This is a genomic window from Acidovorax sp. Leaf191 (assembly GCF_001424425.1).
Taxonomy (GTDB): Bacteria; Pseudomonadota; Gammaproteobacteria; order Burkholderiales; family Burkholderiaceae_C; genus Acidovorax.
The window spans coordinates 852,900-879,065 of the sequence record NZ_LMPT01000019.1; the positions used below are offsets into that span (position 1 = coordinate 852,900).

25 protein-coding genes and 5 pseudogenes are annotated in these 26,166 nt (G+C 66.8%); 8 read left to right on the forward strand and 22 right to left on the reverse strand.

Annotated elements, in window-relative coordinates; all coding sequences use genetic code 11:
• Positions 1-152: 152 nt before the first annotated feature.
• The 13 genes and pseudogenes from ASG27_RS17870 to ASG27_RS17905 all read right to left on the reverse strand — a co-directional run bounded on the left by ASG27_RS17870 (position 153) and on the right by ASG27_RS17905 (position 8,775).
• Positions 153-1,943 (reverse strand): acyl-CoA dehydrogenase, encoded by a 1,791-nt coding sequence (locus ASG27_RS17870; RefSeq protein ID WP_056419100.1) that lies wholly within the window; start codon positions 1,941-1,943, stop codon positions 153-155.
• A gap of 210 nt (positions 1,944-2,153) precedes the next feature.
• Positions 2,154-2,663, reverse strand: a pseudogene (locus ASG27_RS27665) (electron transfer flavoprotein subunit alpha/FixB family protein); the annotation flags it as partial.
• 1 nt (position 2,664) lies between these two features.
• Positions 2,665-3,194: pseudogene (locus ASG27_RS27670) on the reverse strand (electron transfer flavoprotein subunit alpha/FixB family protein); the annotation flags it as partial.
• Positions 3,187-3,360: a hypothetical protein gene (locus tag ASG27_RS26055; protein ID WP_082508993.1), complete on the reverse strand. Its 174-nt coding sequence runs from the start codon at positions 3,358-3,360 to the stop codon at positions 3,187-3,189. The pseudogene ASG27_RS27670 and the gene ASG27_RS26055, both read right to left, overlap by 8 nt.
• Positions 3,361-3,372: 12 nt before the next feature.
• Positions 3,373-3,549 (reverse strand): hypothetical protein, encoded by a 177-nt coding sequence (locus tag ASG27_RS26060; protein WP_442854369.1) that lies wholly within the window; start codon positions 3,547-3,549, stop codon positions 3,373-3,375.
• Between the two features lie 23 nt (positions 3,550-3,572).
• A pseudogene (locus ASG27_RS26870) lies at positions 3,573-3,683 on the reverse strand (electron transfer flavoprotein subunit alpha/FixB family protein); the annotation flags it as partial.
• A gap of 152 nt (positions 3,684-3,835) precedes the next feature.
• On the reverse strand, positions 3,836-4,471 hold a 636-nt coding region (locus ASG27_RS17880; protein ID WP_235508469.1), incomplete at its 5' end, for an electron transfer flavoprotein subunit beta/FixA family protein.
• Position 4,472: 1 nt separating this feature from the next.
• Positions 4,473-4,647: pseudogene (locus tag ASG27_RS28010) on the reverse strand (electron transfer flavoprotein subunit beta/FixA family protein); the annotation flags it as partial.
• Positions 4,648-4,743 (reverse strand): annotated as a pseudogene (locus ASG27_RS28015) (electron transfer flavoprotein subunit beta/FixA family protein); the annotation flags it as partial. It lies immediately after the preceding pseudogene.
• 145 nt (positions 4,744-4,888) lie between these two features.
• Complete coding sequence (locus ASG27_RS17890; RefSeq protein ID WP_056413842.1) at positions 4,889-5,995, reverse strand: porin; 1,107 nt, start codon at positions 5,993-5,995, stop codon at positions 4,889-4,891.
• A gap of 134 nt (positions 5,996-6,129) precedes the next feature.
• Positions 6,130-7,233, reverse strand: a complete 1,104-nt coding sequence (locus ASG27_RS17895) for an amidohydrolase family protein (RefSeq protein WP_082485823.1) — start codon at positions 7,231-7,233, stop codon at positions 6,130-6,132.
• The gene (locus ASG27_RS17900; protein WP_056413839.1) at positions 7,220-7,978 is read right to left on the reverse strand and encodes an SDR family NAD(P)-dependent oxidoreductase; all 759 of its coding nucleotides are present in this window, start codon (positions 7,976-7,978) and stop codon (positions 7,220-7,222) included. The genes ASG27_RS17895 and ASG27_RS17900 overlap by 14 nt, the downstream gene beginning before the upstream one ends.
• 71 nt (positions 7,979-8,049) lie before the next feature.
• Positions 8,050-8,775: a TetR/AcrR family transcriptional regulator gene (locus ASG27_RS17905; protein WP_056413835.1), complete on the reverse strand. Its 726-nt coding sequence runs from the start codon at positions 8,773-8,775 to the stop codon at positions 8,050-8,052.
• Positions 8,776-8,997: 222 nt separating this feature from the next.
• Between ASG27_RS17905 and ASG27_RS17910 the strand changes: the two genes are divergently transcribed.
• Genes ASG27_RS17910 through ASG27_RS17945 form a run of 8 tightly spaced genes read left to right on the forward strand, consistent with a single transcriptional unit; the run spans position 8,998 to position 17,275 of the window.
• Complete coding sequence (locus ASG27_RS17910) at positions 8,998-10,182, forward strand: acyl-CoA dehydrogenase family protein (protein ID WP_056413832.1); 1,185 nt, start codon at positions 8,998-9,000, stop codon at positions 10,180-10,182.
• Between the two features lie 3 nt (positions 10,183-10,185).
• Entirely contained in the window at positions 10,186-11,376 is a 1,191-nt protein-coding gene (locus ASG27_RS17915; RefSeq protein ID WP_082485821.1) for an acyl-CoA dehydrogenase family protein, read from the forward strand.
• Positions 11,373-12,995: an AMP-binding protein gene (locus ASG27_RS17920; RefSeq protein ID WP_056413829.1), complete on the forward strand. Its 1,623-nt coding sequence runs from the start codon at positions 11,373-11,375 to the stop codon at positions 12,993-12,995. The genes ASG27_RS17915 and ASG27_RS17920 overlap by 4 nt, the downstream gene beginning before the upstream one ends.
• Positions 12,992-13,984 (forward strand): Bug family tripartite tricarboxylate transporter substrate binding protein, encoded by a 993-nt coding sequence (locus ASG27_RS17925; RefSeq protein WP_082485820.1) that lies wholly within the window; start codon positions 12,992-12,994, stop codon positions 13,982-13,984. The genes ASG27_RS17920 and ASG27_RS17925 overlap by 4 nt, the downstream gene beginning before the upstream one ends.
• 54 nt (positions 13,985-14,038) lie before the next feature.
• Complete coding sequence (locus ASG27_RS17930; protein WP_082485819.1) at positions 14,039-15,040, forward strand: Bug family tripartite tricarboxylate transporter substrate binding protein; 1,002 nt, start codon at positions 14,039-14,041, stop codon at positions 15,038-15,040.
• A 2-nt stretch (positions 15,041-15,042) separates the two neighbouring features.
• Positions 15,043-15,798 (forward strand): SDR family NAD(P)-dependent oxidoreductase, encoded by a 756-nt coding sequence (locus ASG27_RS17935; protein ID WP_056413881.1) that lies wholly within the window; start codon positions 15,043-15,045, stop codon positions 15,796-15,798.
• Between the two features lie 29 nt (positions 15,799-15,827).
• On the forward strand, positions 15,828-16,475 hold the full coding sequence (locus ASG27_RS17940; RefSeq protein ID WP_056413819.1) for an SDR family NAD(P)-dependent oxidoreductase: 648 nt from the start codon (positions 15,828-15,830) through the stop codon (positions 16,473-16,475).
• Between the two features lie 32 nt (positions 16,476-16,507).
• The gene (locus ASG27_RS17945; RefSeq protein ID WP_056413818.1) at positions 16,508-17,275 is read left to right on the forward strand and encodes an enoyl-CoA hydratase/isomerase family protein; all 768 of its coding nucleotides are present in this window, start codon (positions 16,508-16,510) and stop codon (positions 17,273-17,275) included.
• A gap of 112 nt (positions 17,276-17,387) precedes the next feature.
• On the opposite strand, the gene ASG27_RS17950 is transcribed toward ASG27_RS17945, so the two are convergent.
• The 9 genes from ASG27_RS17950 to ASG27_RS17990 all read right to left on the reverse strand — a co-directional run bounded on the left by ASG27_RS17950 (position 17,388) and on the right by ASG27_RS17990 (position 26,146).
• On the reverse strand, positions 17,388-18,161 hold the full coding sequence (locus ASG27_RS17950; RefSeq protein WP_056413813.1) for an SDR family NAD(P)-dependent oxidoreductase: 774 nt from the start codon (positions 18,159-18,161) through the stop codon (positions 17,388-17,390).
• A gap of 13 nt (positions 18,162-18,174) precedes the next feature.
• A complete protein-coding gene (locus ASG27_RS17955; RefSeq protein ID WP_200912396.1) occupies positions 18,175-19,143 on the reverse strand; it encodes a branched-chain amino acid ABC transporter permease in 969 nt (322 codons plus the stop codon).
• Positions 19,144-19,160: 17 nt separating this feature from the next.
• Positions 19,161-20,045, reverse strand: a complete 885-nt coding sequence (locus ASG27_RS17960; protein WP_056413806.1) for a branched-chain amino acid ABC transporter permease — start codon at positions 20,043-20,045, stop codon at positions 19,161-19,163.
• A 46-nt stretch (positions 20,046-20,091) separates the two neighbouring features.
• On the reverse strand, positions 20,092-20,808 hold the full coding sequence (locus ASG27_RS17965) for an ABC transporter ATP-binding protein (protein WP_056413801.1): 717 nt from the start codon (positions 20,806-20,808) through the stop codon (positions 20,092-20,094).
• Positions 20,801-21,511 carry an ABC transporter ATP-binding protein gene (locus ASG27_RS17970; protein WP_082485826.1) on the reverse strand — a complete coding sequence of 237 codons (711 nt, stop codon included), beginning with the start codon at positions 21,509-21,511 and terminating at the stop codon, positions 20,801-20,803. Before ASG27_RS17970 ends, ASG27_RS17965 begins: the two co-directional genes overlap by 8 nt.
• 71 nt (positions 21,512-21,582) lie before the next feature.
• The gene (locus ASG27_RS17975) at positions 21,583-22,473 is read right to left on the reverse strand and encodes an SMP-30/gluconolactonase/LRE family protein (RefSeq protein WP_056413797.1); all 891 of its coding nucleotides are present in this window, start codon (positions 22,471-22,473) and stop codon (positions 21,583-21,585) included.
• On the reverse strand, positions 22,470-23,621 hold the full coding sequence (locus ASG27_RS17980; RefSeq protein WP_056413796.1) for an NADH:flavin oxidoreductase/NADH oxidase: 1,152 nt from the start codon (positions 23,619-23,621) through the stop codon (positions 22,470-22,472). The genes ASG27_RS17975 and ASG27_RS17980 overlap by 4 nt, the downstream gene beginning before the upstream one ends.
• Before the next feature lie 18 nt (positions 23,622-23,639).
• Complete coding sequence (locus tag ASG27_RS17985; protein WP_056413793.1) at positions 23,640-24,878, reverse strand: ABC transporter substrate-binding protein; 1,239 nt, start codon at positions 24,876-24,878, stop codon at positions 23,640-23,642.
• Positions 24,879-24,910: 32 nt separating this feature from the next.
• Entirely contained in the window at positions 24,911-26,146 is a 1,236-nt protein-coding gene (locus ASG27_RS17990) for an ABC transporter substrate-binding protein (RefSeq protein ID WP_056413791.1), read from the reverse strand.
• Positions 26,147-26,166 lie beyond the last annotated feature (20 nt).

Genomic DNA, 26,166 nt, shown 5'->3' on the forward strand with positions numbered 1-26,166 from the left:
GACTTCCAGGACAAAGAATTTGATTCAAAACAGCCCCTACCGCTTGATAGACAAGCGCTAGCAGCTATTATTTTTATAGCAATCGCCTTGAGTCATCACCCAAGGCGAGTCTCCTCACCATCGACGGCAGGGCCCGGGTGGGCCGGTGCCGATCAGAACGCGTCGAGCGCCAGTTCGGTCACGCTGGCTGCACCTTCAACAATGCTGTCGCGCAGGCCGGGTGCCTTGACCAGGATGTGCTCCGCGTAGAACTGCGCTGTCGTGATTTTTGCCTGCATGAAGGCGGTGTCCTGTCCCTTGTGCAACAGCTCCTGGGCCACCAGCAGGCTGCGCGCCAGCTGCCAGCCCGCTACGACGTTGCCTGCCAGCATCAGGTAGGGCACGCTGCCCGCGAACACGGCGTTGGGCTGGGTCTTGGTGCCGCCCGCCACGAAGTCGATCACGTCGAGCAGCGCCTTGCGCGCCGCCGTGAGGCGCTTGGCCACGGCCAGGGCGGCCGGGGTGCCGCTGGCCAGCAGCTCGCCTTCGGTGGTCTCGATCTGCGCAGCAATGCCCTTGGCCACCTGGCCGCCATCGCGCGCCGTCTTGCGGCCCACGAGGTCGTTGGCCTGGATGGCGGTGGTGCCTTCGTAGATGGTCAGGATCTTGGCGTCGCGGTAGTACTGCGCGGCGCCGGTTTCTTCGATGAAGCCCATGCCGCCGTGCACCTGCACGCCCAGGCTGGTCACTTCCAGGCTGGTCTCGGTGCTGTAGCCCTTGACCAGCGGCACCATGAATTCGTAGAACGCCTGGTTCTGCTTGCGCGTGTCGGCATCCGGGTGGTGGTGCGCGGCGTCGAACGCGGCCGCCGCAACGGTGGCCATGGCGCGGCAGCCTTCCACCGTGGCGCGCATGGTCATGAGCATGCGCTTCACATCGGGGTGGTGAATGATGGGGGCGCTGGCGGCCATGGAGCCGTCCACCGGACGGCTCTGCACGCGGTCCTTGGCGTACTGCACGGCCTTCTGGTAGGCGCGCTCGGAGATCGCGATGCCCTGCATGCCCACCGCGTAGCGGGCGGCGTTCATCATGATGAACATGTATTCGAGGCCGCGGTTTTCTTCGCCGACCAGGTAGCCCACCGCACCACCGTGGTCGCCGAACTGCAGCACCGCCGTGGGCGATGCCTTGATGCCCAGCTTGTGCTCGATGCTCACGCAGTGCGCGTCGTTGCGCGCGCCCGGCGTGCCGTCCTGGTTGACCATGAATTTGGGCACCACGAACAGGCTGATACCCTTCACGCCTTCGGGCGCGCCCGCCACCCGTGCCAACACCAGGTGGACGATGTTCTCGGCCATGTCGTGTTCGCCGTAGGTGATGAAGATCTTGGTGCCGAAGACCTTGTAGCTGCCATCGGCTTGGGGCTCAGCGCGTGTGCGCACCAGGGCCAGGTCCGAGCCCGCCTGGGGTTCGGTCAGGTTCATGGTGCCGGTCCACTCGCCGGTCACCAGCTTTTCAAGGTAGGTGGCCTTGAGCTCGTCGCTGCCGGCCGTGAGCAGCGCCTCGATGGCGCCGTCGGTCAGCAGCGGACACAGCGCAAAGCTCATGTTGGCGCTGTTGGTCATCTCGATGCAGGCCGCGCCGATGGTCTTGGGCAGGCCCTGGCCGCCGAAGTCGGCCGGGTGCTGCAGGCCCTGCCAGCCGCCCTCGGCGTACTGGCGGAACGCGCCCTTGAAACCGGGGGTGGTGGTGACCACGCCGTCTTTCCAGCTCGACGGGTTCTTGTCGCCCTCGAAGTTCAATGGCGCCAGCACGCCCTCGTTGAACTTGGCGCATTCTTCCAGCACGGCCTGCGCGGTGTCGAGCCCCGCGTCTTCAAAACCGGGGATCTGCGCGATCTGTTCAATGCGGGCCAGGTGCTCGATGGCGAACAGCATGTCCTTGACGGGGGCGATGTAACTCATGAAAGTCTCCGAGATAGCGGAAAAAACTCAAAAAAAAGGCACCGCAAGCGATGCCTTTTTGCGGGCCAGCGGCGTGCTCAGAGCGCCTTGACCAATTCAGGCACGGCCGTGAACAGGTCGGCCTCCAGGCCGTAGTCGGCCACGCTGAAGATCGGCGCTTCCGGGTCCTTGTTGATCGCAACGATCACCTTGGAGTCCTTCATGCCGGCNAGGCGCGCGGCCACGGCCACGGCGCCAGATAGCCTTGACCAGTTCGGGCACAGCCGCGAACAGGTCGGCCTCCAGGCCGTAGTCGGCCACGCTGAAGATCGGCGCTTCCGGGTCCTTGTTGATCGCAACGATCACCTTGGAGTCCTTCATGCCGGCCAAGTGCTGGATCGCCCCCGAGATGCCGGCAGCCACATACAGCTGCGGCGCCACGATCTTGCCCGTCTGGCCCACCTGCAGGTCGTTCGGTGCGTAGCCCGCATCCACCGCGGCGCGCGATGCGCCGATGGCCGCGCCCAGCTTGTCGGCCAGGGGCGTGATGACTTCGTCGAACTTTTCCTTGCTGCCCAGCGCGCGGCCGCCGGAGACGATGATCTTGGCGGCGGTCAGCTCGGGGCGGTCGTTCTTGGCGATCTCGCTGCCCAGGAAGGTGCTCTTGCCGGCGTCGGCCGTTGCAGCTGCGGTTTCCACCGCTGCGGAGCCACCGGTGGCGGCCGCAGCGTCAAAGCCCGTNTCGCTGCCCAGGAAGGTGCTCTTGCCGGCGTCGGCCGTTGCAGCTGCGGTTTCCACCGCTGCGGAGCCACCGGTGGCGGCCGCAGCGTCAAAGCCCGTAGTGCGCACGGTGATGACCTTCACGCTGTCGGCGCTTTGCACCGTGGCGACGGCGTTGCCGGCGTAGATGGGGCGCTCGAAGGTGTCGGCAGCGACCACCTTGGTGATGTCGCTGATCTGCGCCACATCGAGTTTGGCGGCCACGCGGGGTGCCACGTTCTTGCCGCTGGCGGTGGACGCGAACAGGATGTGGCTGTAGCTCGACGCGATGGCCAGCACCTGGGCGGCCACGTTTTCTGCCAAGCCGTGCTCCAGGCCCGGGGCATCGGCATGGATGACCTTGGCAACGCCGGCGATCTGGCCCGCAGCGGCTGCGGCGGCGCCTGCGTTGTGGCCAGCCACCAGCACGTGCACGTCGCCGCCACACGCCACAGCGGCGGTCACGGTGTTGAGGGTTGCGCCCTTGATGGACGCGTTGTCGTGTTCAGCAATAACGAGGCCGGGCCTTCGCCCGCCGCCACGATGATGTCGGCGCTGCGTTGTGGCCGGCCACCAGCACGTGCACGTCGCCGCCACACGCCACAGCGGCGGTCACGGTGTTGAGGGTTGCGCCCTTGATGGACGCGTTGTCGTGTTCAGCAATAACGAGTACGGTCATTTCTTGTTCTCCTTAGATGACTTTTGCTTCGTTCTTGAGCTTGTCGACCARRGCGGCCACATCGGCCACCTTGACGCCYGCRCCGCGCTTGGCGGGCTCGGTCACCTTCAGGGTCTTCAGGCGCGGCGCCACGTCCACGCCGAGGTCTTCGGGCTTGACGGTATCGAGCTGCTTCTTCTTGGCCTTCATATGCGGCCCACGACTGCAGGGTCAGCCACCAGCACGTGCACGTCGCCGCCACACGCCACAGCGGCGGTCACGGTGTTGAGGGTTGCGCCCTTGATGGACGCGTTGTCGTGTTCAGCAATAACGAGAGTTGTCATGACAGTCGTCTTTCTCTTGGTTCTTTTGAGATGCCGGTTTCGCCCGTGGACCTCGGAGAGCGCGCGGCCGATGCGCGGGACACCGAGGAAGGGCCGCCCCGCACCGAAGGTGTCGTCCCCCTGTGGGGGAAGACGCGAAGCGGCTCAGGGGGTCAGATAACTTTCGCTTCGTTCTTGAGCTTGTCGACCAGGGCGGCCACATCGCCGCGCTTGGCGGGCTCGGTCACCTTCAGGGTCTTCAGGCGCGGCGCCACGTCCACGCCGAGGTCTTCGGGCTTGACGGTATCGAGCTGCTTCTTCTTGGCCTTCATGATGTTGGGCAAGGTGACGTAGCGGGGCTCGTTCAGGCGCAGGTCGGTGGTGATGACCGCTGGCAGCGTGAGGGACAGCGTCTCGGCGCCGCCATCGACTTCGCGGGTCACGCTGACCTTGTCGGCGGCGAGGTCCACCTTGCTGGCGAAGGTGGCTTGCGGCAGGTCGGCCAGGGCCGCCAGCATCTGGCCGGTCTGGTTGGCATCGTCGTCGATGGCCTGCTTGCCCAGGATGATGAGGCCGGGCTGTTCCTTGTCGAYCAGGGCCTTGAGCAGCTTGGCCACGGCCAGGGGCTGCAGCTCGGCATCGGTCTCGACCAGGATGGCGCGGTCGGCGCCGATGGCCATSGCGGTGCGCAGGGTTTCCTGGCACTGGGCCACGCCGCAGGACACAGCGATGACTTCGGTCACCAGGCCCTTTTCTTTCAGGCGCACGGCCTCTTCGACGGCGATCTCGTCAAAGGGGTTCATGCTCATNCGGCATCGGTCTCGACCAGGATGGCGCGGTCGGCGCCGATGGCCATCGCGGTGCGCAGGGTTTCCTGGCACTGGGCCACGCCGCAGGACACAGCGATGACTTCGGTCACCAGGCCCTTTTCTTTCAGGCGCACGGCCTCTTCGACGGCGATCTCGTCAAAGGGGTTCATGCTCATTTTCACGTTGGCGATGTCCACACCGCACAAGTCCGATTTGACGCGGACCTTCACGTTGTAGTCCACCACGCGCTTGACGGGAACGAGAATTTTCACGTGTCTACCTTTCATGCTGTCGCTGCTGTGACCCGGCCTGGGGCCGGCCGGTCGGAATGGATGTGCCAGAGCACGACCACCATCGTGCTCTGGCACGAGCGCCTCCTCTCGCCAGGAGGCGCTTCAAGCCTTGGAGCCAGTGCCCTCAGAAGCTGTGCCGGACGCCGAAGGACAGGGCCTTCGCATTGGCGCCCATGGCGGCGGGGGCTACGGCGACGGTGCTTCCCACCAGCACCGTGTTGCTGGTGCTGTTGTTCTTGACCAGGCCACCAGACACGTAGAGCGCCGTGCGCTTGGATAGGAAGTACTCATAGGTCGCGCCATAGATCGTGGCTTGCCCATCCGCGATGCCAGGCATTCTTTCGGTCTTGTTCCTGATGACTTGCAGGAGGATCTGGCTCTGGTTCAGAGGAATGGTTGCGCCGACCCAGGCAGACTCGCTCTTCAGGAGGCTCGTGGCCGCCAGCACCTTGTTCTTCTCGGAAGGGTTGAAGGTGTAGTACCCCGTGGCCAGGCGCACAGGTCCGAAGTTGTAGGAGCCTGCCGCGGTCCACTCGGACTGCCAGGCCGCGGCGGCTCCCGTGGGGATGTCCTTCGCATACTGGCGGAAACGCGCGTAGCCTGCGGTACCGAGCCAGGGGCCGTCGGCGTAGGTCAGGCTTCCTCCGTGGAAATTGCCGGCGTCGCTGGAGGCCGCCTCGCCCGGGGCCACCATGAAGCGGGCAGTCACGGGGCCGCCTTTCCACGATCCGAAGATCGAGTTGTTGATGCGGGCCGTGGATTGGTGGCCAGGGTCGCCTGCCACGGAGGCCGGGCTCTGCAGGCTGCCAATGCCCGTCTGCTGCAGGTTGCCCCAGTAGTTGCCCACACCGGGGTCCACGGCCAGCAGCGACAGCGCCACGGGCGAGAGCTGCCTGCCGGCACGGACTTCCCAGTTGGTGCCGCTCAACCCCACCCAGGAGGCCCGGCCGAAGGCGGCACCGCCTTGCTGCAGGACGCCGGTGCTGCCGTCAAAACCCTGTTCGAGCACGAAGTTGGCCTTGAGCCCGCCGCCCAGGTCTTCCGTGCCGCGAAAGCCCAGGCGAGAGGCCCAGCCCGCCCCGGAGTCGAGCCGCATGGTGCTGCCGGCACCGTTGTCCACCCAGGTCAGTGACGCATCGAGCACGCCATAGATGGTCACCGAGGATTGCGCATAGGCCAACGGGGAGCCCAGCAGGGCCAGCACCGCAGTGGATGAGATGAGTTTGTTCACGTTGTCTCCGTTCAATGTTTGTCATGCACGGCGGAGGGGCACGCCGACCGCCGGTTCGAAATGTAGCGTAACTTACCGGTCGGCAGGTAATTTAATTGAACGATGTTTGGCGTGATTGCGACAGCCGTACCGGCTCAGGACGCAGGTTGCAAAGACAGATCGATGCCGTAGGTGCGCGCCGCGGTGCCGCTGAATAGCTGCGTTCGCTCCGAGGGGCTGCAGGCCTTCGTGGCGTGCTTGAAAGCGTTCCAGAGCACCGGGTAGCTGCAGCCCACCTTGTCGACCGGAAAGTTGCTCTCGAACATGCACCGGTCTGCGCCGAATGCCTCGATGCACACCTCGAAATACGGAGACCAGGCGTTCGCGATCACTTCCGAGAGTGCGGGCCGGTCGGCCAGGTCCAGGCCGAAGCCCATGCGGTGCATGGCCAGGCCCCCCAGCTTGAGCCGCAGGTTCGGCCGCTGGGCCAGTGCGCGGATGTGCCCGCGCCATGCGTCGAACACCTGCGCGCGCTGGCCGGCATAGGGGCCGATGCCCAGGGGCCCTCCGCAGTGGTTGAGCACCATGGGCGTGTCCGGGCACTGGTCGGCGAGGAAGGCCACGTCCGGCAGTTGCGTGTGGTAGACCCACAGGTCGAGCGACAGGCCCATGGCGCCAAGGCGCCGGGTGGCTTCTTGCCGGGCTGTGTCATCCCGAAGGATGCCCTCGCGGCCCTCTGTGGCTGGATGGACAGCCGGGTCTCTGTGCCAGGTGGGGCGCGCGCGGATGCCCCTGAAGCGCCCCTGTCCTGCTTCGATGTGCCTCTCCAGCACGGGTTCGATGCCGTCACCCAGCGCCAGGTCGGCCCACCCGACGATGGCGGCGCAGATCTGCGTGCGCGATCCCGTCTGTGCGAAGGCCAGCGCCTGTGCGGCTGCGAACGCGGTTTCCCCCACCGGCCGGAGCGCCTCCGGGCCATCGGCCAGATAGTGCGAATGGCAGTCCACGAACACGGTGGCGCGTATGTCGTGCCCGGTGCGAAGGTCCTGGCCCAGGTCGGCCTGCAGATAGCTTGCGCCGGGCAGCACCCACAGGTGGTGGTGGGCATCCACGATGGGCAGGTCCGGCTCGATGGCGTCTTCGTGGTGCAGGGCCAGCCAATCGGCCCGGGGCAGGGCGATGCTGGCATGCGCAGCCACGGTGGGCTGAACGGCGGGGGCGGGGGCGTTGTGGCCCGGGCTGTGGTCAGAGGAGGGCATGCGTGACTCCCCCGTCCACCAGCATGGATTCCCCCGTCATGAAGCTGCTCTCGTCCGATGCGAGGAAGCAGGCTGCCGCCGCGATGTCGTCCACGTGCCCCAGGCGCCCCAGCGGGGTGCGCGCGATGCGCCGCGCCGCCACGGACTCGTCCATGTTTATGCGCACGCCTTCGGTGGGCACCGTGCCGGGTGCGATGGCGTTCACGCGGATCTTGCGAGCACCCAGTTCGACGGCTGCGGAGCGCGTGAGGCCCAGGGCCGCAGCCTTCACTCCGCAGTAGACCAGCGCGCCGGGAATGCCCAGAAAGCCCGCGGCCGAGGCGATGTTGATGATGGAGCCGCCGCCGCTGCGGCCCATGGCAGGTGCTGCCGCCTGGATGCCCCAGACGATGGAGTGAAAGCCGGTGGCTGTCATGCGATCGAGCATCTCGGGCGTGATGTCCTGGGTCGGGCCATAGCGCACCCAGATCGCGTTGTTCACCAAGATGTCGAACCGGCCATGCTGCGTCTCCAGCGCGTCCACGGCCTGCGTGAACGTCTCGCGCAATGCGACATTGCCGCCGAAGCCCTGGGCCCGACCTCCGCCTTGCCGGATCTCATCGGCAGCCTTTCGTGCCAGGTCTTCGCGGATGTCGAGCACCCCGACGATGGCCCCTTGGTCGGCAAAGGCCTGGGCGATCGCCCGTCCTATGCCTTGTGCACCGCCGGTGACCAGTGCCACCCTGTTGTCAAGCCTTTGGTTCATGCATGTCTCCTGAAAAATTACTTGTCGACCGGTAATCCAGCAAGGCAAAAAAAGGGCCCCCCAGGTACCCGTCAGGCCCGGGGCGTTGCCTTCTTGCGTGCGGTGCTGGAGGGCGTCTTCGCGGCCGGTGGTGGCGCGTCCGTGGGCGCCGCAGCGGCGCTGGATGCGGCAGGCTCGCGCACCGTCATGCCCAGCAGGGCCATGTCGACGTACTGGCCCATGACATCCTTCACGCTCAGCTTTCCCTTGGGGGAGTGCCAGCGCGTGACGTAGTTCAGCCCGGACAGCAGAAAACGGGTGGTCATGGCGGCATCTGCGTCGCGGAATTCGCCCGAATCGATCCCTTCCTGGACACAGCGCCGAAGCAGCTTCTCGTAGGTGTCTCTCAAGTGCAGCGCCACGCCCCTCTGCTCGGTGTGGCCTGCTTCGCGAAAAGCGTTGGCGCCGGCCAGCCAGTGGTCGCGATGTTCGTCGAGAAAGTGCGCCGATGAGCGCATGAACGCGCGAACCCGCTCGGTCGGGGTGTTGGCGCGCGCCACGTCGGCGCCGACCATCTGGACCAGGGCATCGAGCGACTGGATCACCACCCGCTCATAGAGATCGTCCTTGTTCGGGAAGTGGTAGTACAGCGCGGCTTTGGTGATCTTGGCCTCTTCGGCAATGTCCCGCAGCGAGGTGGCGTGAAAGCCTCTGTGCGCGAACAGCCGGCGAGCGATGTCCAGCAGTTGGTCTTCGCGGTTGCCGCTGGCCAGGGAGGGATCGGTGGGGGCTTTTTTCGTGCCAGCGCGGGGAGCCATAGCGGGTGCTTTCTTGGTGGGGAAATCGTGGAGATTAACCCGCATTGGCCTGAGGGCATCGGCTGGATCGGGTTATCCACGAGACACAGACCTTGTGGGCCTGAAGGATTTCGAAGTATTATTAACCAGTCGGCAGGTAAATTTTGCCGAGAAGGCGAGAACTTTCATATGGGCAGTGGGCCAAACTGCAATCCATAACTTACCGAACGGCAGGTAAATTTCATGAGACTTGATCAAAACGAAGCGGACCGCGCATTCCGGCACGAGGTGCGGCGCTTTTGCGAGCAGAACGTACCCAATGCCTTGCGCGAACGCGTGCGCTCAGGCATGCGGGCCACGCCCGACGGCTTTCGCCAATGGCAGAACATCCTGTTCCGCCAGGGATGGGGGGCACCCACCTGGCCGCGCGAGCACGGCGGTACCGGCTGGTCGCCGGTGCAGATCCACATCTTCGAGCAGGAGACTGCGGCCGCGGACGCGCCGCCGCAATTCCACCAGGGCCTGGAGCTCATCGGTCCCATCATCTTCACCTATGGCACGGCCGAGCAGAAGGCACGGTACCTGCCGCGCATCCTGTCGGGCGAAGACTGGTGGTGCCAGGGCTATTCGGAGCCCCAGGCCGGGTCCGACCTGGCCGGCCTGCGCACCCGCGCCGTGCGCGACGGCGACCACTATGTGGTCACCGGCCAGAAGCTGTGGACGAGCTATGCCCATGCGGCCAACCGCATGTTCTGCCTGGTGCGCACCAGCGATGAGACGCGCAAGCAGGATGGCATCTCGCTGCTGCTGATGGACATGGACGCGCCCGGCATCACCGTGCGCCCGTTCCACACGCTCGACGAGCAGTCCCACGTCACGGAAGTGTTTTTGGATGCCGTGCGGGTGCCGGCCAGCCAGCTGCTGGGCGAGGAAGGCCGCGGCTGGAGCTATGGCAAGGTGCTCCTGGACCGCGAGCGCGCCTTGACGGCAACGTTGGGCGTGCGGCTGGCAAGGCAGCTCGAACAGGTGAAGGAGCTGGCACGCAAGACGCCAGACGCAGGGTCCAGCCTTTACCTGAACCCTGGCTTTCGCTCCAAGCTGGCGCAACTGGAGATCGAGGTGCAGGCGATCGAGCAGATGGGCCTGCGCATGCTGGCCGACAACGTGGCGGGTGTGGACACCGGGCCGCGCGGCTCCATGCTCAAGCTGCGCTGGTCAGAGCTGCTGCAGCGTGCCACGGAGCTGTGGGTGGAGACCCTGGGCTATGACGGCACGCGCTTTGCGTCCGCAGGGGGCGCGCCGGGTACCGTTCCCCTGGAGCAGTCGGGCCCGATGACGGCCTACCTCCACAGCCGCGTCACCAGCATCTATGGTGGTTCCAACGAAATCCAGCGCAACATCATCGCGCGCCGTGCACTCGGCCTTTAAGACATGCACAACCATTACACACCCGAACAGAAGATGCTGGCGGACGGCGTGGAGCGCTTCGTGCGTGAGCACGGACGTTTCGAGCAGTGGCGCAAGCTCACGGCGGCCGGGGCTGCCTACGACGAAGACAACTGGCGCCGCATGGCCGACATGGGATGGCTGGCGCTGGCCATCCCGGAAGAGCACGGGGGCTTCGGTGCCTCTGCGGCCGACACCATGATCGTGGCCGAGGGCATCGGGCGGGGCCTGTTGCGCGAGCCTTTCGTCAGCACCAGTGTGATGGCGGCGCGCCTGCTCGCCAGGGCGGGTACCGCCGAGCAGTGCAAGCTGTTCGAGGGCATGGCGGATGGCAGCGTCCGCATCGCCGTCGCACTGGGCGAAGCCGCTGGGCGCTTTCACCTGAACAGCGTGCGCACGCGTGCCATGCCCTCGGGGGCGGGCTTTCGGCTGAGCGGCGAGAAGTCCTGGGTGCCCGATGCCAGCACGGCGCACTGGCTCATCGTGCCTGCCCGCACCCGCGGCTCGGAAGGGGATGCGTCGAGCATCTCCCTGTTCCTGGTTCCGGCAGATTCGCCCGGGCTGCGGCGCACCGACTTTCGCAGTCCCGATCACCAGTACATCAGCCAGCTGCAGATGGATGGGCTGGACCTTCCCGAATCGGCGCTGCTGGGGCCCCTGCATGAAGGTCTGGCGCTGCTGGAATATGCGGTGGACCATGCGATCGCAGCACGCCTGGCCGAGGCCTGCGGCGCGATGGATGCGGTGAGCGAAATGACGCTCGACTACCTCAAGGTGCGCAAGCAGTTCGGCACGACCATCGGCAGCTTCCAGGCGCTGCAGCACCGCATGGTCGACATGAGCATTGCCTGCGAAGAGTCCCGCTCGATGCTGCAGCTGGCGCTGGACGGCCTGGACGCCCCGCCTGCCCAGCGCAGGAGGTCCATCGCCGCTGCCAAGGCGCGAATCGGCCAGTGCGGCCTGTACGTGGGCTACCAGGCGGTGCAATTGCACGGCGGCGTGGGAACCAGCGATGAACTGGCCGTGAGCCACTACCTCAAGCGTCTGGCCATGATCGACACCGCCTACGGCAACGCCGACTTCCAGCGCGATCGCTTCATCGCGCTGTCGGACGCGGTGCCCGCCGCAGTGTCGCAAGACGCTGCTTCCACCGCAAAGCAGGAGCAGATGGCATGAGCGAACCGGCCGCATCCCGCTGGAACCTGGCCGACATCTTCGATGGTGTGGCTGCGCGTGTTCCCGCAGACCGACCTGCTATCGTGCAGGGAGACAAGGTGGTGAGCTGGGGCGAGCTCGACGCACGCAGCAACCGCGTGGCACGGGCCCTGCTTGCCGCCGGGCATGGCGCTGGCGAAAGGGTGGGGTTCCTGTCGAGGAACCATCCAGGCTACATCGAGGGCTTTGTGGCCTGCCTCAAGTCGCGCTTGATCCATGTGAACCTCAACTACCGGTACACGGTGGATGAAGTCGCAGGCGTTCTGGAAGACGCGGGTGCCACGGCCTTGCTCTACCAGCAAGAGTTCGCCCCGCTGGTGGCCGAGCTGGCCACGCGCTTGCCGGCACTGCGCTCACGCATCTGCCTCGACGGAGAAAGCCTGGGCCATGAAGCCACGGCCAGCTTCCAGGCCTGGGCGGCGCAAGGCGACACCAGCCCGCTGGACATCGCGCGGGACGAGCGGGACCCGCTGCTGCTTTACACCGGCGGTACCACGGGCCGGCCCAAAGGCGTGATCTGGCCGGGCAACCACTACCGGGCATGCCAGCTGGAATCGCCCCTGGTGCAGCGGCGCCCTGCCAGCCTGCCCGAGCACCTGGACATGGTCGAAGCCAACGCGGCGCCCGGCCGTGTGCTGCCCGCATGCCCGCTGATGCACGGCGCAGGCATCAGCAGCACGCTGGCCGAGCTGCTCAATGGCGGCACGGCCTTGCTGCTCGCGCACCGCAGCTTCGATCCGCACGAGCTGTGGCAACTGGCGGAGCGTGGTCGCGCGACCCGTGTGCTGATCGTCGGCGATGTGTTCGCGCGCCCCATGCTGGCGGCGCTGGACGAAAAGCCCGGCCGCTACGACCTCTCTGCGCTCAAGGTCATCAGCTCCGCGGGCCTGATGTGGAGCGAGGAAATCAAGGCAGGCTTGCTGCGCCACCTTCCTTCGGTGGTGCTGGCCGACATCTACGGCGCGTCCGAGGCCGCGGGCCTGGGCTACGCCATCACCACGCGGGACAAGGCCACGCCCACGGGCCGGTTCGAGCCGGGTCCGCATACCGTCATGGTGGGCGACGACGGGCGCATCGTGCCGGCAGGGCAGGAGGGCGAAGGCTGGCTCGCCCGGGGTGAACCATTGCCCGAAGGCTACTTCGGGGACCCGCGCAAGACCGCGGAAGTGTTCCGCACCATCGACGGCCGGCGCTACGCCGTGCCGGGTGACCGCGTACGGCGCCATCCCGACGGCTCCATGCAACTGCTCGGGCGTGGCAGCCTGGTGATCAACTCCGGCGGGGAGAAGATCTACGTGGAGGAAGTCGAGGAAGCCCTCAAGCGGCTGCCGGGCGTGCGGGATGTGCTGGTGGTGGGCGTGCCCGACGAACGCTGGGGCAATGCCATTGTCGCTCTGCTCGATACCGGCGGCGTGCCTGCGAATGCCCAGGCCTTGCGCACGGGCCTGGCGCCGTACCTCGCAGGCTACAAGGTGCCCAAGCACTTCCTGGTGGTGGAGCAACTGCCCCGCGCCGACAGCGGCAAGGGCGACTACCGCGCCGCGCGCGAGCTTGCGCAGGCGCAACTGGAGGCCGCATGAGACGCAGCACATTCCTCAAAGCCCTGCCTGCAGTCTTGGCGGGACACCTGGCGGGTGCCAGCCTGCTGATCACGCCGCATGCCCGTGCTGCCGAGGACGCCTGGCCCAGCAAGCCGATCCGGCTCATCGTGCCTGCCGCGCCGGGTGGCGGATCGGACACGGTGGCGCGGATCGTGGCACAGGCCCTGGGTGAAAAACTGGGCCAGCCCGTGGTGGTGGACAACCGCGCGGGCGCAGCGGGCACGCTGGGTGTGGCCGTGGGCCTTCAGGCGCCCGCCGATGGCTACACCTTCATCTGGTGCACGCCGTCGGCGCAGATCATGTCGCCAGGCAGCATCCGCTACGACCCGGTCAAGGACCTGGCCCCCGTCAGCATGCTGGTGTCTGCCTCCTACCTGCTGGTGGTGGGCAATCAGCAACCCTGGCGAACCGTGCGCGAGCTGGCCGATGCCGCGCGCGACAAGCCGGGCCAGCTGAACTACGGCACGGCGGGAACCGGCTCTTTCGGCCACTACATGGCCGCATCGTTCGGCCTGGCCGCCGGCGGCGAGCTGACGCAGGTGCCCTTCACCGGTGAAGGGCCCGCCATGGTGGCGTTGATGCGCGGTGATGTGCAGATGGCCTTCATCAGCGGCGCCGGTGCATTGCCGCACGTGAGCTCCGGCCGGGTGCGCGCATTGGGCGTCTCTGCAGCGCAGCCCATGGAAGGCATGCCGACGAACATTCCCGCGGTGGCTGCAAGCCTTCCGGGATTCGACCTGGTGGCCATCAACTACCTGGCCGCTCGCACTGGAACGCCGCAGCCCATTATCGACCGCATGAGCCAGGCCGTCCAGGCCGTGCTGTCCAACCCGTCCGTGCGGGAGCGGGTGCTGGGGCTGGGCGTGTCGCCCGTGGCCAGCACGCCCCAGGTGCTGGGCCAGCGCATCGCCATCGAGCGCAAGCGTGTTCAGGACACGCTGAAGCGCGCCGGCATCGTGCTGGAGTAGCCGGCCCTCCATTCCCCTGGACATGCACAGACCACAACAATAGAACGAGACAACATGAGCCACACCCATCCCCCAAGCCAGGGACTTCGCCGCCGCGACGCGCTCGCCGCTGCATTGGCCGGCATCGCAACGCCCCTTGCTGCACTGGCCTCGGGCCCTGAGTCCAACTGGCCCCACCGGCCCGTGCGCATGGTGGTGCCGTTTCCGCCCGGCGGCGGCTCCGACGCCGTGGCCCGCATCCTCTCGACCGTTCTTTCGGAAAAGCTGGGCCAGCCGGTGGTGCTGGACAACAAACCCGGCGGTGCCGGCACGGTCGGTGTGACCTACGCGCTGCAGCAACCAGCGGACGGCTACACCATCGTGTGGTGCACGCCCGCCGCGCAGTACCTGGCGCCCAAGTCGGTGCGCTACGACCCGGTGGCCGACTTCGCGCCGGTGAGCCAGACGGTGGCCGCCACCTACATTCTCGTGGTCGACCCGAAGCTGAACATCCATTCGGTGGCCGATCTCGTCGCGGCGGCCAAGGCCAAGCCGGGCAGCATCAACTACGCCACTGCGGGGATCGGAGGCCAGGGCCACCTCATGGGGGCGTATTTCAACCTGCTGGCCGGTACCGACATGACCATGGTGCCCTTCACCGGCGAGGCTCCGGCCATCACGGGCGTGATCGGCAGCCAGGTGCATGCCACGTTCGTGAGCAGTGCCGCCGCCATGCCGCAGGTCAAGGCGGGCAAGGTGCGGGCCATCGGCATGTCCGCGGCCAACCGCCTTCCCGGCATCCCCGCGGACATTCCTCCGATTGCCGCGACGCTGCCGGGCTACGACGTCACGGCGATCAACTACATCGCCATGCGCAGCGGCACCCCCAAAGCCATCGTGGACCGCCTGAGCAAGCTCATCAACGAAGCACTGGCGACCCCGTCCGTGCGCGACCGCATCGCGGCCGTGGGCGTGGTGCCCGTCGGCAGCACGCCGGAGGAGCTCGGGCAGCGCGTGGCCGCGGAGCGCACCAAGTGGACGGACGTGCTGCAGAAAACCAACATCGTTCTCGAATGACCATGGCGACTGAAAACTCCGCATCCGGCCATGCGCGTTGTGCGGTGGTGACCGGCGCGGCCCGCGGCATTGGGCTGGCCATCGCCGAACAACTGGCGCGCGACGGCCTTTCGGTCGTCGCCACCGACCGGGATGGCGAGCTGGCCCATGCCGAAGCCGAGCGTCTGCGTGCCCAGGGACTGGCCGTGCAAGGGGCCGCCCTGGATGTCCAGGACCGCGCGGCGGTCCGTGCGCTGTTCGCAACGCTGCCCGCCATCGACGTGGTCGTGAACAACGCGGGCATTGCCTCGACCATGATCCCCTTTCGCGAGCTGGACGCCGATCGGCTTCGCAGCATGATGGGCGTGAACCTGCTGGGCAGCTTCATCGTGGCCCAGGAGGCGGTGCGCCGCATGCCCGAGGGCGGGCGCGTAGTGCAGATCGCATCGCGCGGCTACCTCGGTGGGGCAGGGGCTGCGCACTACGTGGCCAGCAAGGCCGCCGTGGTGGGCATGGTGCGTGCCATGGCCATCGAGCTGCGCTGGCGCGGCATCACCGTCAATGCCGTGGCGCCGGGCATGGTCGACACCCGGATGCTGGAAGGCTACACGCCCGAGATGCGGCGTGCGCTGGAACAGCGCGAGCCCGCGGGCGCAGCCGCCAGCCCGCAGACCATTGCCGACGCCGTGTCCTTCCTGGCATCGCCCCGGGCGGGGCAGTGCAACGGCCAGGTGCTGTTCGTGGACGGCGGCAAGAGCGTGGGCATGCCTCCGCTGTGACCGTCCCGGTACTTCACTCATCCGATGCCATGTCCATGCCACCTTCCACCTCTACACACACCGCCAGCAAGCTGCTGCTCGTGGGCACGCAGGAGCCGCTGGCCCCGGCGATCCAGGCGCGCCTGGAACACGATGGCCACCAGGTGCTGGCCATCGCCAGCGAGGACCCTGCTGCGTTGCAAAGCGCCATCGCCGCCCTGGGAACGCTTGATGCGCTCGTGACGCTGACACCGACAACGCGCTCGAACCTGCAGTTCGACGAGATCGACGACGCTGCCTTCGAGACGGCGCTGGACGCCCAATTGCTGGCTCCGATCCGCGTGGCACAGGCGGCACTGCCGTATCTGGCAAAAGGCGCGCAGATCGTGCATGTCGGCTCGCGCGGCCACCAGGGCGCCTGGGGCGGCGTGCACCAGATGGCCGCGAGCGCAGGGCTGGTGGCCATGACCCGTTCCATGGCGCTCGAACTCCAGCCCGAAGGGCTCTGCGTCAACCTGGTCGCCAGCGAGTTCAGCAACGAGCGCCAGGACACCCCTGGCAACCGCGAGGCCGTCGCGCACGCGGTGAGCATGCTGGCCGCGCCGCACAACGGCATCACCGGCCAGTGCATCGTCGTCGACGGCCTGGCGTCGCTGCGGCTGAGCGAATCCCGCCGACCTTACGGTATCCATTCCTGAAATTCACTCACCCATCCATCCGAGGAGAACCTATGCAATTCCTGAAGCTCAACGTCGAGAACCATGTGGCCGTGATCACCATGGACGCGCCCCCCGTGAATGCCGTGTCCGCCGGCCTCATGGACGAGATGATCGCTGCGTTTGACCAGATGAGCGACCGCGACGACGTGCGCGTGGTCGTGCTCACCGGCGCCGGCAAGATCTTCTGCGCCGGGGCCGACATCAAGAGCCGCGCCAACAAGACCTTCGAGCCCGGTGAGCGCTGGGCGCATTCGCGCCGCGCGCGCGAGCTCAGCTATTCGATCATCGAATGCAAGAAGCCCGTGATCGCCGCCATCAACGGTGCGGCGCTCGGTGCCGGCCTGGGCATTGCCGTCTCTTGCGACATCCTGCTGTGCTCTGAAAATGCCTCCCTGGGCCTGCCCGAAGTGGACGTGGGCCTGATGGGGGGAGGGCGCCATGCCATGCGTGTGTGCGGCCACTCGCTCACGCGCCGCATGATGCTGACCGGCGACCGCATCAGCGGCCCGGAGCTGTACCGCCGTGGCATCGTGGAAGTGTGCGTGCCGCTGGAGGAGCTGATGCCGGCAGCGATGGAAATGGCCGCACGCATTGCCTCCAAGAGCCCGATCGCCAGCCGCACCGCCAAGAACTCGGCGGCCACCATTGAGAACATGACGCTGCGCGACGGCTACCGCTTCGAGCAGAACATGACTGCCGAGCTGGGCCAGACCGAAGACTCGCGCGAGGCCATGCGCGCATTTGCCGAGAAGCGTCCCCCGGTGTTCCAGGGCCGTTGAGACCCGCCGCCATGACAAAGGCCGCGCACCGCGCGGCCTTTTTGTTGGGTGACTGCCTTGGCCAGGGCCTGGGGTCGCAGGCCAGACGGGCGCTGGCTTGCGTTTGCTGGTTCTAGTTGGCCAGCATGCCGCCATCCACCGGCAGGGTCACGCCGTTGATGTAGCTGGCCATGGCCGATGCCAGGAACACCGCCGGTGCGGCAATCTCGTCGGGCTGGCCCATGCGGCCCTGCGGCGTGCGGCGCAAAAAGCCTTCGAGCCGGCGCGGGTCGGCACGGGTGGCCTCGGTCATCGCGGTCTCGATCACTCCCGGCGCGATGGCGTTGACCCGGATGCCATCGGCGCCCAGGTCCACGGCCATGCTCTGCGTGAACATCTTCACCGCACCCTTGGAGCTGGAATAGCCGATGCAGCCGCCCTGTGCAATGAAGGCTGCCCCCGAGGCGATGTTGATCACATTGCCGCGGGTCTGGCGCAGGGCTGGCAAGAACGCGTGCAACACGTTGAAGCCGCCCATGACGTTGACGTCGAACACCTGGCGCAGCTTGGCGTGCACTTCGGGCGCGTCGATCCCGGCGCGGATCAGGATGCCGGCGTTGTTGACCAGGATGTCCAGCGCGCCGATGTCGCGCCCCACCTGCTCCGCCAGGGCCGCGCATGCCGGCACGCTGGTGATGTCGAGCGCGAACGCCCACGCCTGCCCGCCGGAGCGGCGAATGTCCTCCACCGTCGCTGCGCAGTCTTCGGCGCGCAGATCCACCAGCACCACGCGGGCGCCGGCCCGGGCATAGTGCAGGGCGATGGCGCGGCCGATGCCCGCCGCCGCTCCGGTGACCAGCGCGAGGCGCCCTTCGAGCAGGCGAGCGGTTGTCGAATCGTTGTCCATGTCTTGTCCTGTGTCAGTGGGTTGCGTTGCCGGGGCGGCGGCGGGCCAGGTAGGCGTTGATCTCGCCGACGATGCCTCGGCGGAACAGCATCACCACCAGGACGAAGACGGTGCCTTGCACGATCAGCACCGCCTCTGCGATGGATGAGAGCGAGTTGGCCATGGTGACCACCACGATGGCACCTGCCACCGGGCCCAGCAGCGTCTGCAGGCCGCCCACGATGCCCATCAGCAGCGCCTCGCCCGAAGTGACCCAGCTCACGTCGTTGAGCGTGGCGATCTGGAACACGATGCTCTTCATGCCGCCTGCGAGCCCCGCCAACGCTGCAGACAGCGTGAAGGCCAGCAGCTTGTAGCGGTTCACGCGGTAGCCCAGTGAAATGGCCCGTGGCTCGTTGTCCCGGATGGCGGTCAGCACCTGGCCGAAAGGCGAGTACACGATGCGCCAGATCAGCCAGAAGGCTGCCACCACGGCCAGCATCACCACGTAGTACAAGGTGGTGTTGTTGGCCAGGTCGATGACACCGAAGAGATGGCCGCGTGGCACGCTCTGGATGCCGTCCTCCCCACCGGTGAACGGAGAGCACAGCGCGATGAAGTAGACCAGCTGTGCGCTGGCCAGGGTGATCATCGAGAACGCGATGCCCGCACGCCGGATGGCGAGCAGGCCGGTGATGGCGCCGATGGCGGCCGCCACGACGACGCCGAACGCCACGCCCAGCGCGGGGTCGAACCCCCACACCTTGACCGCGTGCGCGGTGCCATAGGCGGCCGAGCCGAAGAACATGGCATGCCCGAAGGACAGCAGGCCCACATAGCCCACCAGCAGGTTGAGCGAAGCGGCCAGCAGGGCGAAGCACAGCAGCTTCATCAGGAAGATCGGATAGGCCACGAAAGGAGCGGCCAGCAGCACCACGGCGCCGGCGATCAGCAGCGGGCGCTGGTAGCGCACCATGCGGGAGGAAGAGGAGGAGTCGTTCATCGCTGTCATCCTGGTTGTCACTTGGTACTGCCGAAAAGGCCGTTGGGGCGCACGGCGAGCGTGATCAGCATGATCACGAACACCACCATGCCGGCGCCGTCCGGGTAGACCACCTTGGTGATGCCCTCGATCACGCCGAGCGCGAAGCCTGCGACGATGGCGCCCACGATGGATCCCATGCCGCCGATCACCACCACCGCGAACACCACGATGATCAGTTGCGAGCCCATGAGCGGGTTGACCTGGTAGATCGGGGCGGCCATCACGCCGCTGAAACCGGCGAGAGCCACACCCAGGCCATAGGTCAGCATCAGCATGCGGGGAACCCGTATGCCAAAGGTGCGCACCAGGTTCGGGTTCTCCGTGGCTGCGCGCAGGTAGGACCCGAGCTTGGTGCGCTCGATCACGAACCAGGTCACGATGCACATGGTCAGCGAGGCCGCGATCACCCAGAGCCGGTACCAGGGGAAGAACGCCATGCTGGTGTCCAGCCCGCCCGCGATGGGGTTGGGATAAGGCTGGCCCGTGGCGCCGAACTTGTAGCGGAAGCTGCCCTCCAGGATCAGCGCGAAGCCGAAGGTCAGCAGCAGCGCGTACACGTGGTCGAGGTGGTAGAGCTTGCGCAGCAAAAAGCGCTCGAGCGCAATGCCCGTCGCACCCACGATCAGCGGGGCCAGCACCAGGGCCCACCAGTAGTTCAGGCCCAGGTACTCCAGCAGCCCCCAGGCCACGAAGGCGCCCAGCATGTACTGCGCGCCGTGGGCGAAGTTCACCACGCGCAGCAGGCCGAAGATGATCGCCAGGCCCAGGCTCATCAGCGCGTAGAGCGAGCCGTTGATCATGCCGACCAGCAACTGCCCCGAGATGGCGGCCAGAGGGTATCCGAACAGGGAGTCGGGCATCGTTGATGTCTCCTGAGTGTTGTTCTTGTGTGCGGTGGGAAAGGGTTCAGACGCCCAGCAGCGCTTCGATGCGCGGGCGGTCTTCCACGATGGCCTGGCGGTCGAAGTGTTCGACCACGCGACCCTCCTCGATCACGTAGAACCGGTCGCCCACACCCGATGCGAAGCGGAAGTTCTGTTCCACCATCAAGATGGTGAAGCCGCGCTGCCGCAGCGTCGCAATGGCCTCGCCGATCTTGTCGATGATCACGGGCGCCAGGCCTTCGGTGCATTCGTCGAGCAGCAGCAGCTTGGCGCCGGTGCGCAGGATGCGACCGATCGCCAGCATCTGCTGCTCGCCGCCCGACAGGCGCGTGCCCGGACTGCGGCGGCGCAGTTTGAGGTTGGGGAACAGCGTGTAGATGTCTTCCACCGACATGCCGCCAGGCATCAGCACCGGCGGCAGCAGCAGGTTTTCCTCCACGTCCAGGCTGGCGAAGATGCCCCTTTCCTCGGGGCAGTAGGCCACCCCGAGGTGCGCGATGTCTTCGGGCACCATGCCCTGCGTGGACCGGCCGTTGACGGCGATGTGCCCCTGGCGCCTGGTCAGCAGCCCCACGATGGCGCGCAGCGTGGTGGTCTTGCCCGCGCCATTGCGGCCCAGCAGGCAGACCACTTCCCCTGGCTGCACCACGAAGTCGATGCCGTGCAGGGCCTGGGTCTCGCCGTAGTGGCCGGTGAGGCCGCGGACGTCCAGGCACGGCGGGTTTGGATTCTCAGGCATGGGCTCCCCCTCCCACATAGGCTTCCCGCACGCGCGGGTCGGTGGACACCTCTTCGTAGCTGCCTTCGGCCAGCACCTCGCCGGCCTGCAGGACCGTGATGCGATCGCACAGTTCAGCCACGACCTTCATGTTGTGCTCGACCATGAGCACGGTGCGCTGCCGGGCCACCTCGGCGATCAGCCGCGTGACCGGGCCGATGTCCTCGTGGCCCAGGCCGGCCATCGGCTCGTCGAGCAGGATCATTTCAGGCTCGAGCGCCAGCGTGGTCGCCAGCTCCAGCGCCCGTTTGCGGCCGTAGGACAGGTCGGCGGCCATCTCGCGCTCGTAGCGCTCCAGGTTCACCGAGGCCAGGAGTTCCCGCGCCCGGGGTGTGTGCCGGTCCAGCGCCTTGTCGCTGCGCCAGAAGGCGAAGGTGCCGCCAGAGCGGCGCTGCAGCGCCACGCGCACGTTGTCCAGCACGCTCATGGCGCCAAACACCGCCGAGATCTGGAACGAGCGCACCATGCCGCTGGCGGCCACGCTGGCCGGGTCACTGTGCGTGATGTCGCGGCCGTTGTAGTGGATCCGGCCCGCGCTCGCAGGAATGGAAGTGGTCAGAAGATTGAAGCAGGTGGTCTTGCCGGCACCATTGGGGCCGATGAGCGCATGCACGCTGTGGCGCCGGATGGCCAGCGACACGTTGCGCACGGCGTGAAAGCCCATGAACTGCTTGCTCAGTCCCTCGGTGCGCAGGATCACGTCCTCGCCCGCATGGTGTGGCTGTTTGGATGGGTTCACGCCAGGGCCTCGTCGTCAAACAGCACTTCGGGCAAACCCCGAACCCCCAGGCCGTGGATGGCGAAGACCGCCCCTGCATCCGGGTGGTCGCTCTTCATGAGATTGCCGCTGTTGCTGATGCTCGTGACGTAGAGCACGTCCAGATCGGGCCCGCCGAAGCAGGGGCAGGTGGGGTAGGGCGTCGGGACGTCCACCAGCCGCAGCAACTGCCCCTCGGGGGTGAAGCAGCCGACCTTGCCGGCCTGCACCAGCGCGACCCAGAGATTGCCCTCGGCATCCACCGTGGTGCCGTCGGGGGCCGAGCCGTGCACCCTGGTGTTAAACAGCGTGCGCGGCACGCCCACGGCGCCGGTCGCCGGGTCGTAGTCCACCGCGCTGACTTCGTCGCTGAAGCTGTCGGCGTGGTACAGGGTGCGCCCATCAGGGCTGAAGCAGGTGGCGTTGGCAAGCGCGATGCCACCGAAGAGCCGGGTGGCGCTGCCATCGCGCTCCAGCCGGTAATAGGCGCCGTCCTTGTCGTGGCGGCCCATGACCATGGAGCCGGCGACGAACCGTCCCTGGCGGTCGGTGCGGCCATCGTTCATGCGCATCGACGGGCCGCTGTGCACCACTTCGGCCAACCGGCGCGTGGTTCCCGTCACGGGGAAGAGCAGGTGGAAGCCGTCTTCGACCGACAGCACGAGCCGGCCGCGCCGGGTGAGCGCGATGGAGCCCACGTCGCTGGGCGTGGCCCACTCCATATGGCTGCCATCGCGCAGCCGGTGGACTTTGCGGGCCTTGGAGTCGATCCAGTACAGGGCTTGTTCGCGCGTGTCCCACAGCGGGCACTCACCCAGCCGGTCGCGGTGTGCGCCGAGGACTTCGACGCGGGGGGATGCCAGGGTCATGCGGTGCTCCTTGTCATGTCGGTGTTGCGCAGTGCATCGGCGGCCGCTGCGCGGCGCACCAGGTACATGCGGTATTGCTGCGGCCAGGTGGCATAGTCCTGATTGGCTCCCAGCGCCACCTCGGCATGCACAGGCCAGTTGGGGTTGTAGAGGGCCTCGCGCCCTACGGCGATCAGGTCGGCCTCTCGGGCCTGGAGATAGCCTTCCGCCGTCTGCGGGTCGATGACCAGGCCGACGCCCATGACCTGCAGGCCCGTGGCCTCCCGCAGGCGCCCGGCCAGTTCGGCCCGGAACGTCAGGCTGTTGGAGACCGACTTGCCCTGCGTGGGGTAGCTCGAGATGCCGCCGCCGGAGGAGCAGTCGACCACGTCCACACCGCGGTCCTTCAGGCTGCGCAGCAAATCGACCATCTCCTCGAACTCCAGCCCGCCATCCGCCACGTCGGCCAGCGATACCCGCCAGAACAGGGGCTTGTCGTCGGGCCACTCGCGCCGGACGGCTTCGGCAACATCGAGGGCAAAGCGCATGCGGTGCAGCCCGAAGCGGTCGGTGCGCTGGTTGGCGATGGGAGACAGGAATTGGTGGATCAGGTAGCCGTGGGCGCCGTGGACTTCCAGGGCCTCGAAGCCCGCTTCGCGCGCGCGGCGCGCCGCATCGCCCCAGGAGCGCACCAATGCCTCGACCTGCCCGGTGTCCGGCTCCTTCGGTGTGGGCCAGCCGGGACCGACGGGCAATGCGCTGGGGCCCACCGCCTTCCACGGTGCCTCGCCACGCGCAGCATCCGCTTCGGTCAATGGCCCGTGGCCGTGCCACCATTTCTGCATGCCCGCCTTGCGGCCGGTGTGCCCGAGCTGGATCGCGGGCACAGCACCGTCGCGCCGCAGTGCATCGGCGATGCGCGCCAATGGCGCGATCTGGTCATCGTTCCACAGGCCGATATCGCCGTGGGTATTGCGCCCGCGCGCCTCCACGGCCGTGGATTCGACGAAGACGATGCCCGCGCCGCCCATGGCGAACCGTGCGAGGTGGGCCAGGTGCCAGTCCGTGGCCATGCCGTCCACACCGGTGGACTGCTGCATCGGGGGAATGACCACGCGATTGCGCGCACGCATGCCGCGCAGTGTGTAGGGGGTGAAGAGTTGTGCCATCGCAAGTGCCCGTGGCAATCACTTCTTCGCCACGAAGTCGCAGCCGCCTTCCACCAGTGGGCGGAAGATCTGCTCGGCCGCAATGGGAGCGCCCACCTTGTAGAAGTCGTACTTGTACTTGGACTCGGCAGGTGCCTTGACCTCGATGGGGTAGACCGCGCGCATGACCTGGCCGTCTTCACGGATGGGCGCATTGAGCGTCATGAAGTCGTTGACGCGCGTGGCCTTCATCTTGGCGATCACGGCCGGGCCTGCGTCGGTGCCGCTCTCCTTCACCGCTCGCAGGTAGTGCGTCACCGCGCTGTACACCCCGGCGTTGGTGAACGTGGGTGGAACGCCGCCGTTGCTGCGTTCCATGAAGCGCTTGCTCCAGGCGCGCGTGGCCTCGTTCTGGTCCCAGTAGAAGGGCACGGTGATGTTCAGGCCCTGGGCCACGTCCAGGCCCATGGCGGTCACGCTGTTGATGGTCATGCCAAAGACACTGAGCGTCTGGCCGCCACGCGTGATGCGGAACTCGGCCGCCTGCTTGAGCGAGTTGGACAGGTCGAGGCCTGCGTTCAGGATCACGATGGCTTTGGCGCCGCTCGACTGCGCCTGCAGCAGATAGGACGAATAGTCGGTGGCGCCCAGCGGGTGCTTGACCGACCCCACGACGCGGCCGCCCGCCGCCTGCACGAAGCGCGTGGCCTCCGCCTGCATCGCGGCGCCGAAGGCGTAGTCCACGGTGATGAAGAAGAAGTCCTTGATGCCCTTGTTGATCAGCAGCTGCACGCCCGCCTTGGGCATGGCGTAGCTGTCGTTGAGGAACTGGATGCTCATGGGCGAGCAGAACTTGCCCGTGAAGTCGGAGGAGATCGATCCGGAGATCAGATAGGGCTTCTGCTTTTCCTTCATGAAGGTCTGCACGCCCAGTGCGATCGACGATGCCGAGCCGCCGACGATGGTGTCCACCTTGTCGGAATCGATCCACTTGCGTGCGGCTGCCAGGCCCACGTCGGGCTTGTTCTGGTCGTCCGTCGACACCAGTTCGATGGCCTTGCCGTTGACCTTGCCACCAAAGTCCTCGATGGCCATGCGCGCTGCCAGCACCGAGCCCGAGCCCCCCGCGCCAGAGTAGGGGCCGCTCACGTCGTTCATCACCCCGATGCGGACCACGTCGTCCGAAATCTGGGCATGGGCTGCACCTGCTGCGAGCAGGAGCGCCGCGGCAACGGCCGCTGCGGCCTGGGGAGGTTGGCGGGTGGCTTGTTGGTTCATGTCTGTCTCCGGTTTCATTGTTATGGGGTGATTCACTTCTTCACGAAGTCGCAGCCGCCTTCGCTCAGCGGCCTGAAGATCTGCTCCGCAGGGATGGCAGCGCCCACCTTGTAGAAGTCGTATTTGCCCTTGGACTCTGCGGGTGTCTTGACCTCCACCGGGTAGACGGCGCGCATGACCTGGCCGTCTTCGCGGATGGGGGCGTTCTGCGTCATGAAGTCATTGACGCGGGTGGCTTTCATCTGGGCGACCACCTTGGGGCCGTCGTCCGTGCCGGCGTCCTTCACCGCCTTCAGGTAGTGCTGAACGGCGCTGTAGACGCTGGCCTGGATGTAGGTGGGCACTGCGCCGCCGCTGCTGCGCTCCATGAAGCGCTTGCTCCAGGCGCGGGTCGCATCGGTCTGGTCCCAGTAGAAGGGTACGGTGATGTTCAGGCCCTGGGCCACGTCCAGGCCCATGGCGGTCACGCTGTTGATGGTCATGCCGAAGACGCTCAGGGCCTGGCCGCCGCGCGTGATGCGGAACTCGGCCGCCTGCTTGAGCGAGTTGGACAGGTCGAGGCCTGCGTTCAGGATCACGATGGCCTTGGCGCCGCTCGACTGGGCCTGCAGCAGATAGGACGAATAGTCAGTGGCGCCCAGCGGGTGCTTGACCGACCCGACCACCCGGCCGCCAGCCGCCTGGATGAAGCGCGTGGCTTCGGCTTGCAGGGCCGCGCCGAACGCATAGTCGACGGTGATGAAGTAGAAGTCCTTGATGCCCTTGTTGACCAGGAGCTGCACGCCCGCCTTGGGCAGCGCGTAGCTGTCGTTGAGGAACTGCACGCTCATCGGAGAGCAGAACTTGCCCGTGAAATCCGACGAGATCGTGCCTGCCAGCAGGTAGGGCTTTTGCTTTTCCTTCATCAGCGTCTGCACGCCGAAGGCGATGGACGTGGCCGAGCCTCCCACGATGGTGTCGACTTTCTCGGTGTCCAGCCACTTGCGCGCCGCGTTCAGTCCCACGTCGGGCTTGTTCTGGTCGTCCACGGTCACCAGCTCGATGGCCTTGCCGTTGACCTTGCCCCCGAAGTCCTCGATGGCCATGCGTGCGGCCAGCACCGATCCCGGGCCGCCGTTGCCGGAGTACGGGCCGCTCATGTCGTTCATGATGCCGATGCGCACCACGTCGTCCGAAATCTGGGCCTGGGCCGCGGCTGCGCCCAGGAGCAGTGCGGTGGCTGTGAAGCCGGCCCGCAGGCCGGTGGTGAAGGTCGCCTTGCTGGTCATGGTTGTCTCCGGTGTCGTTG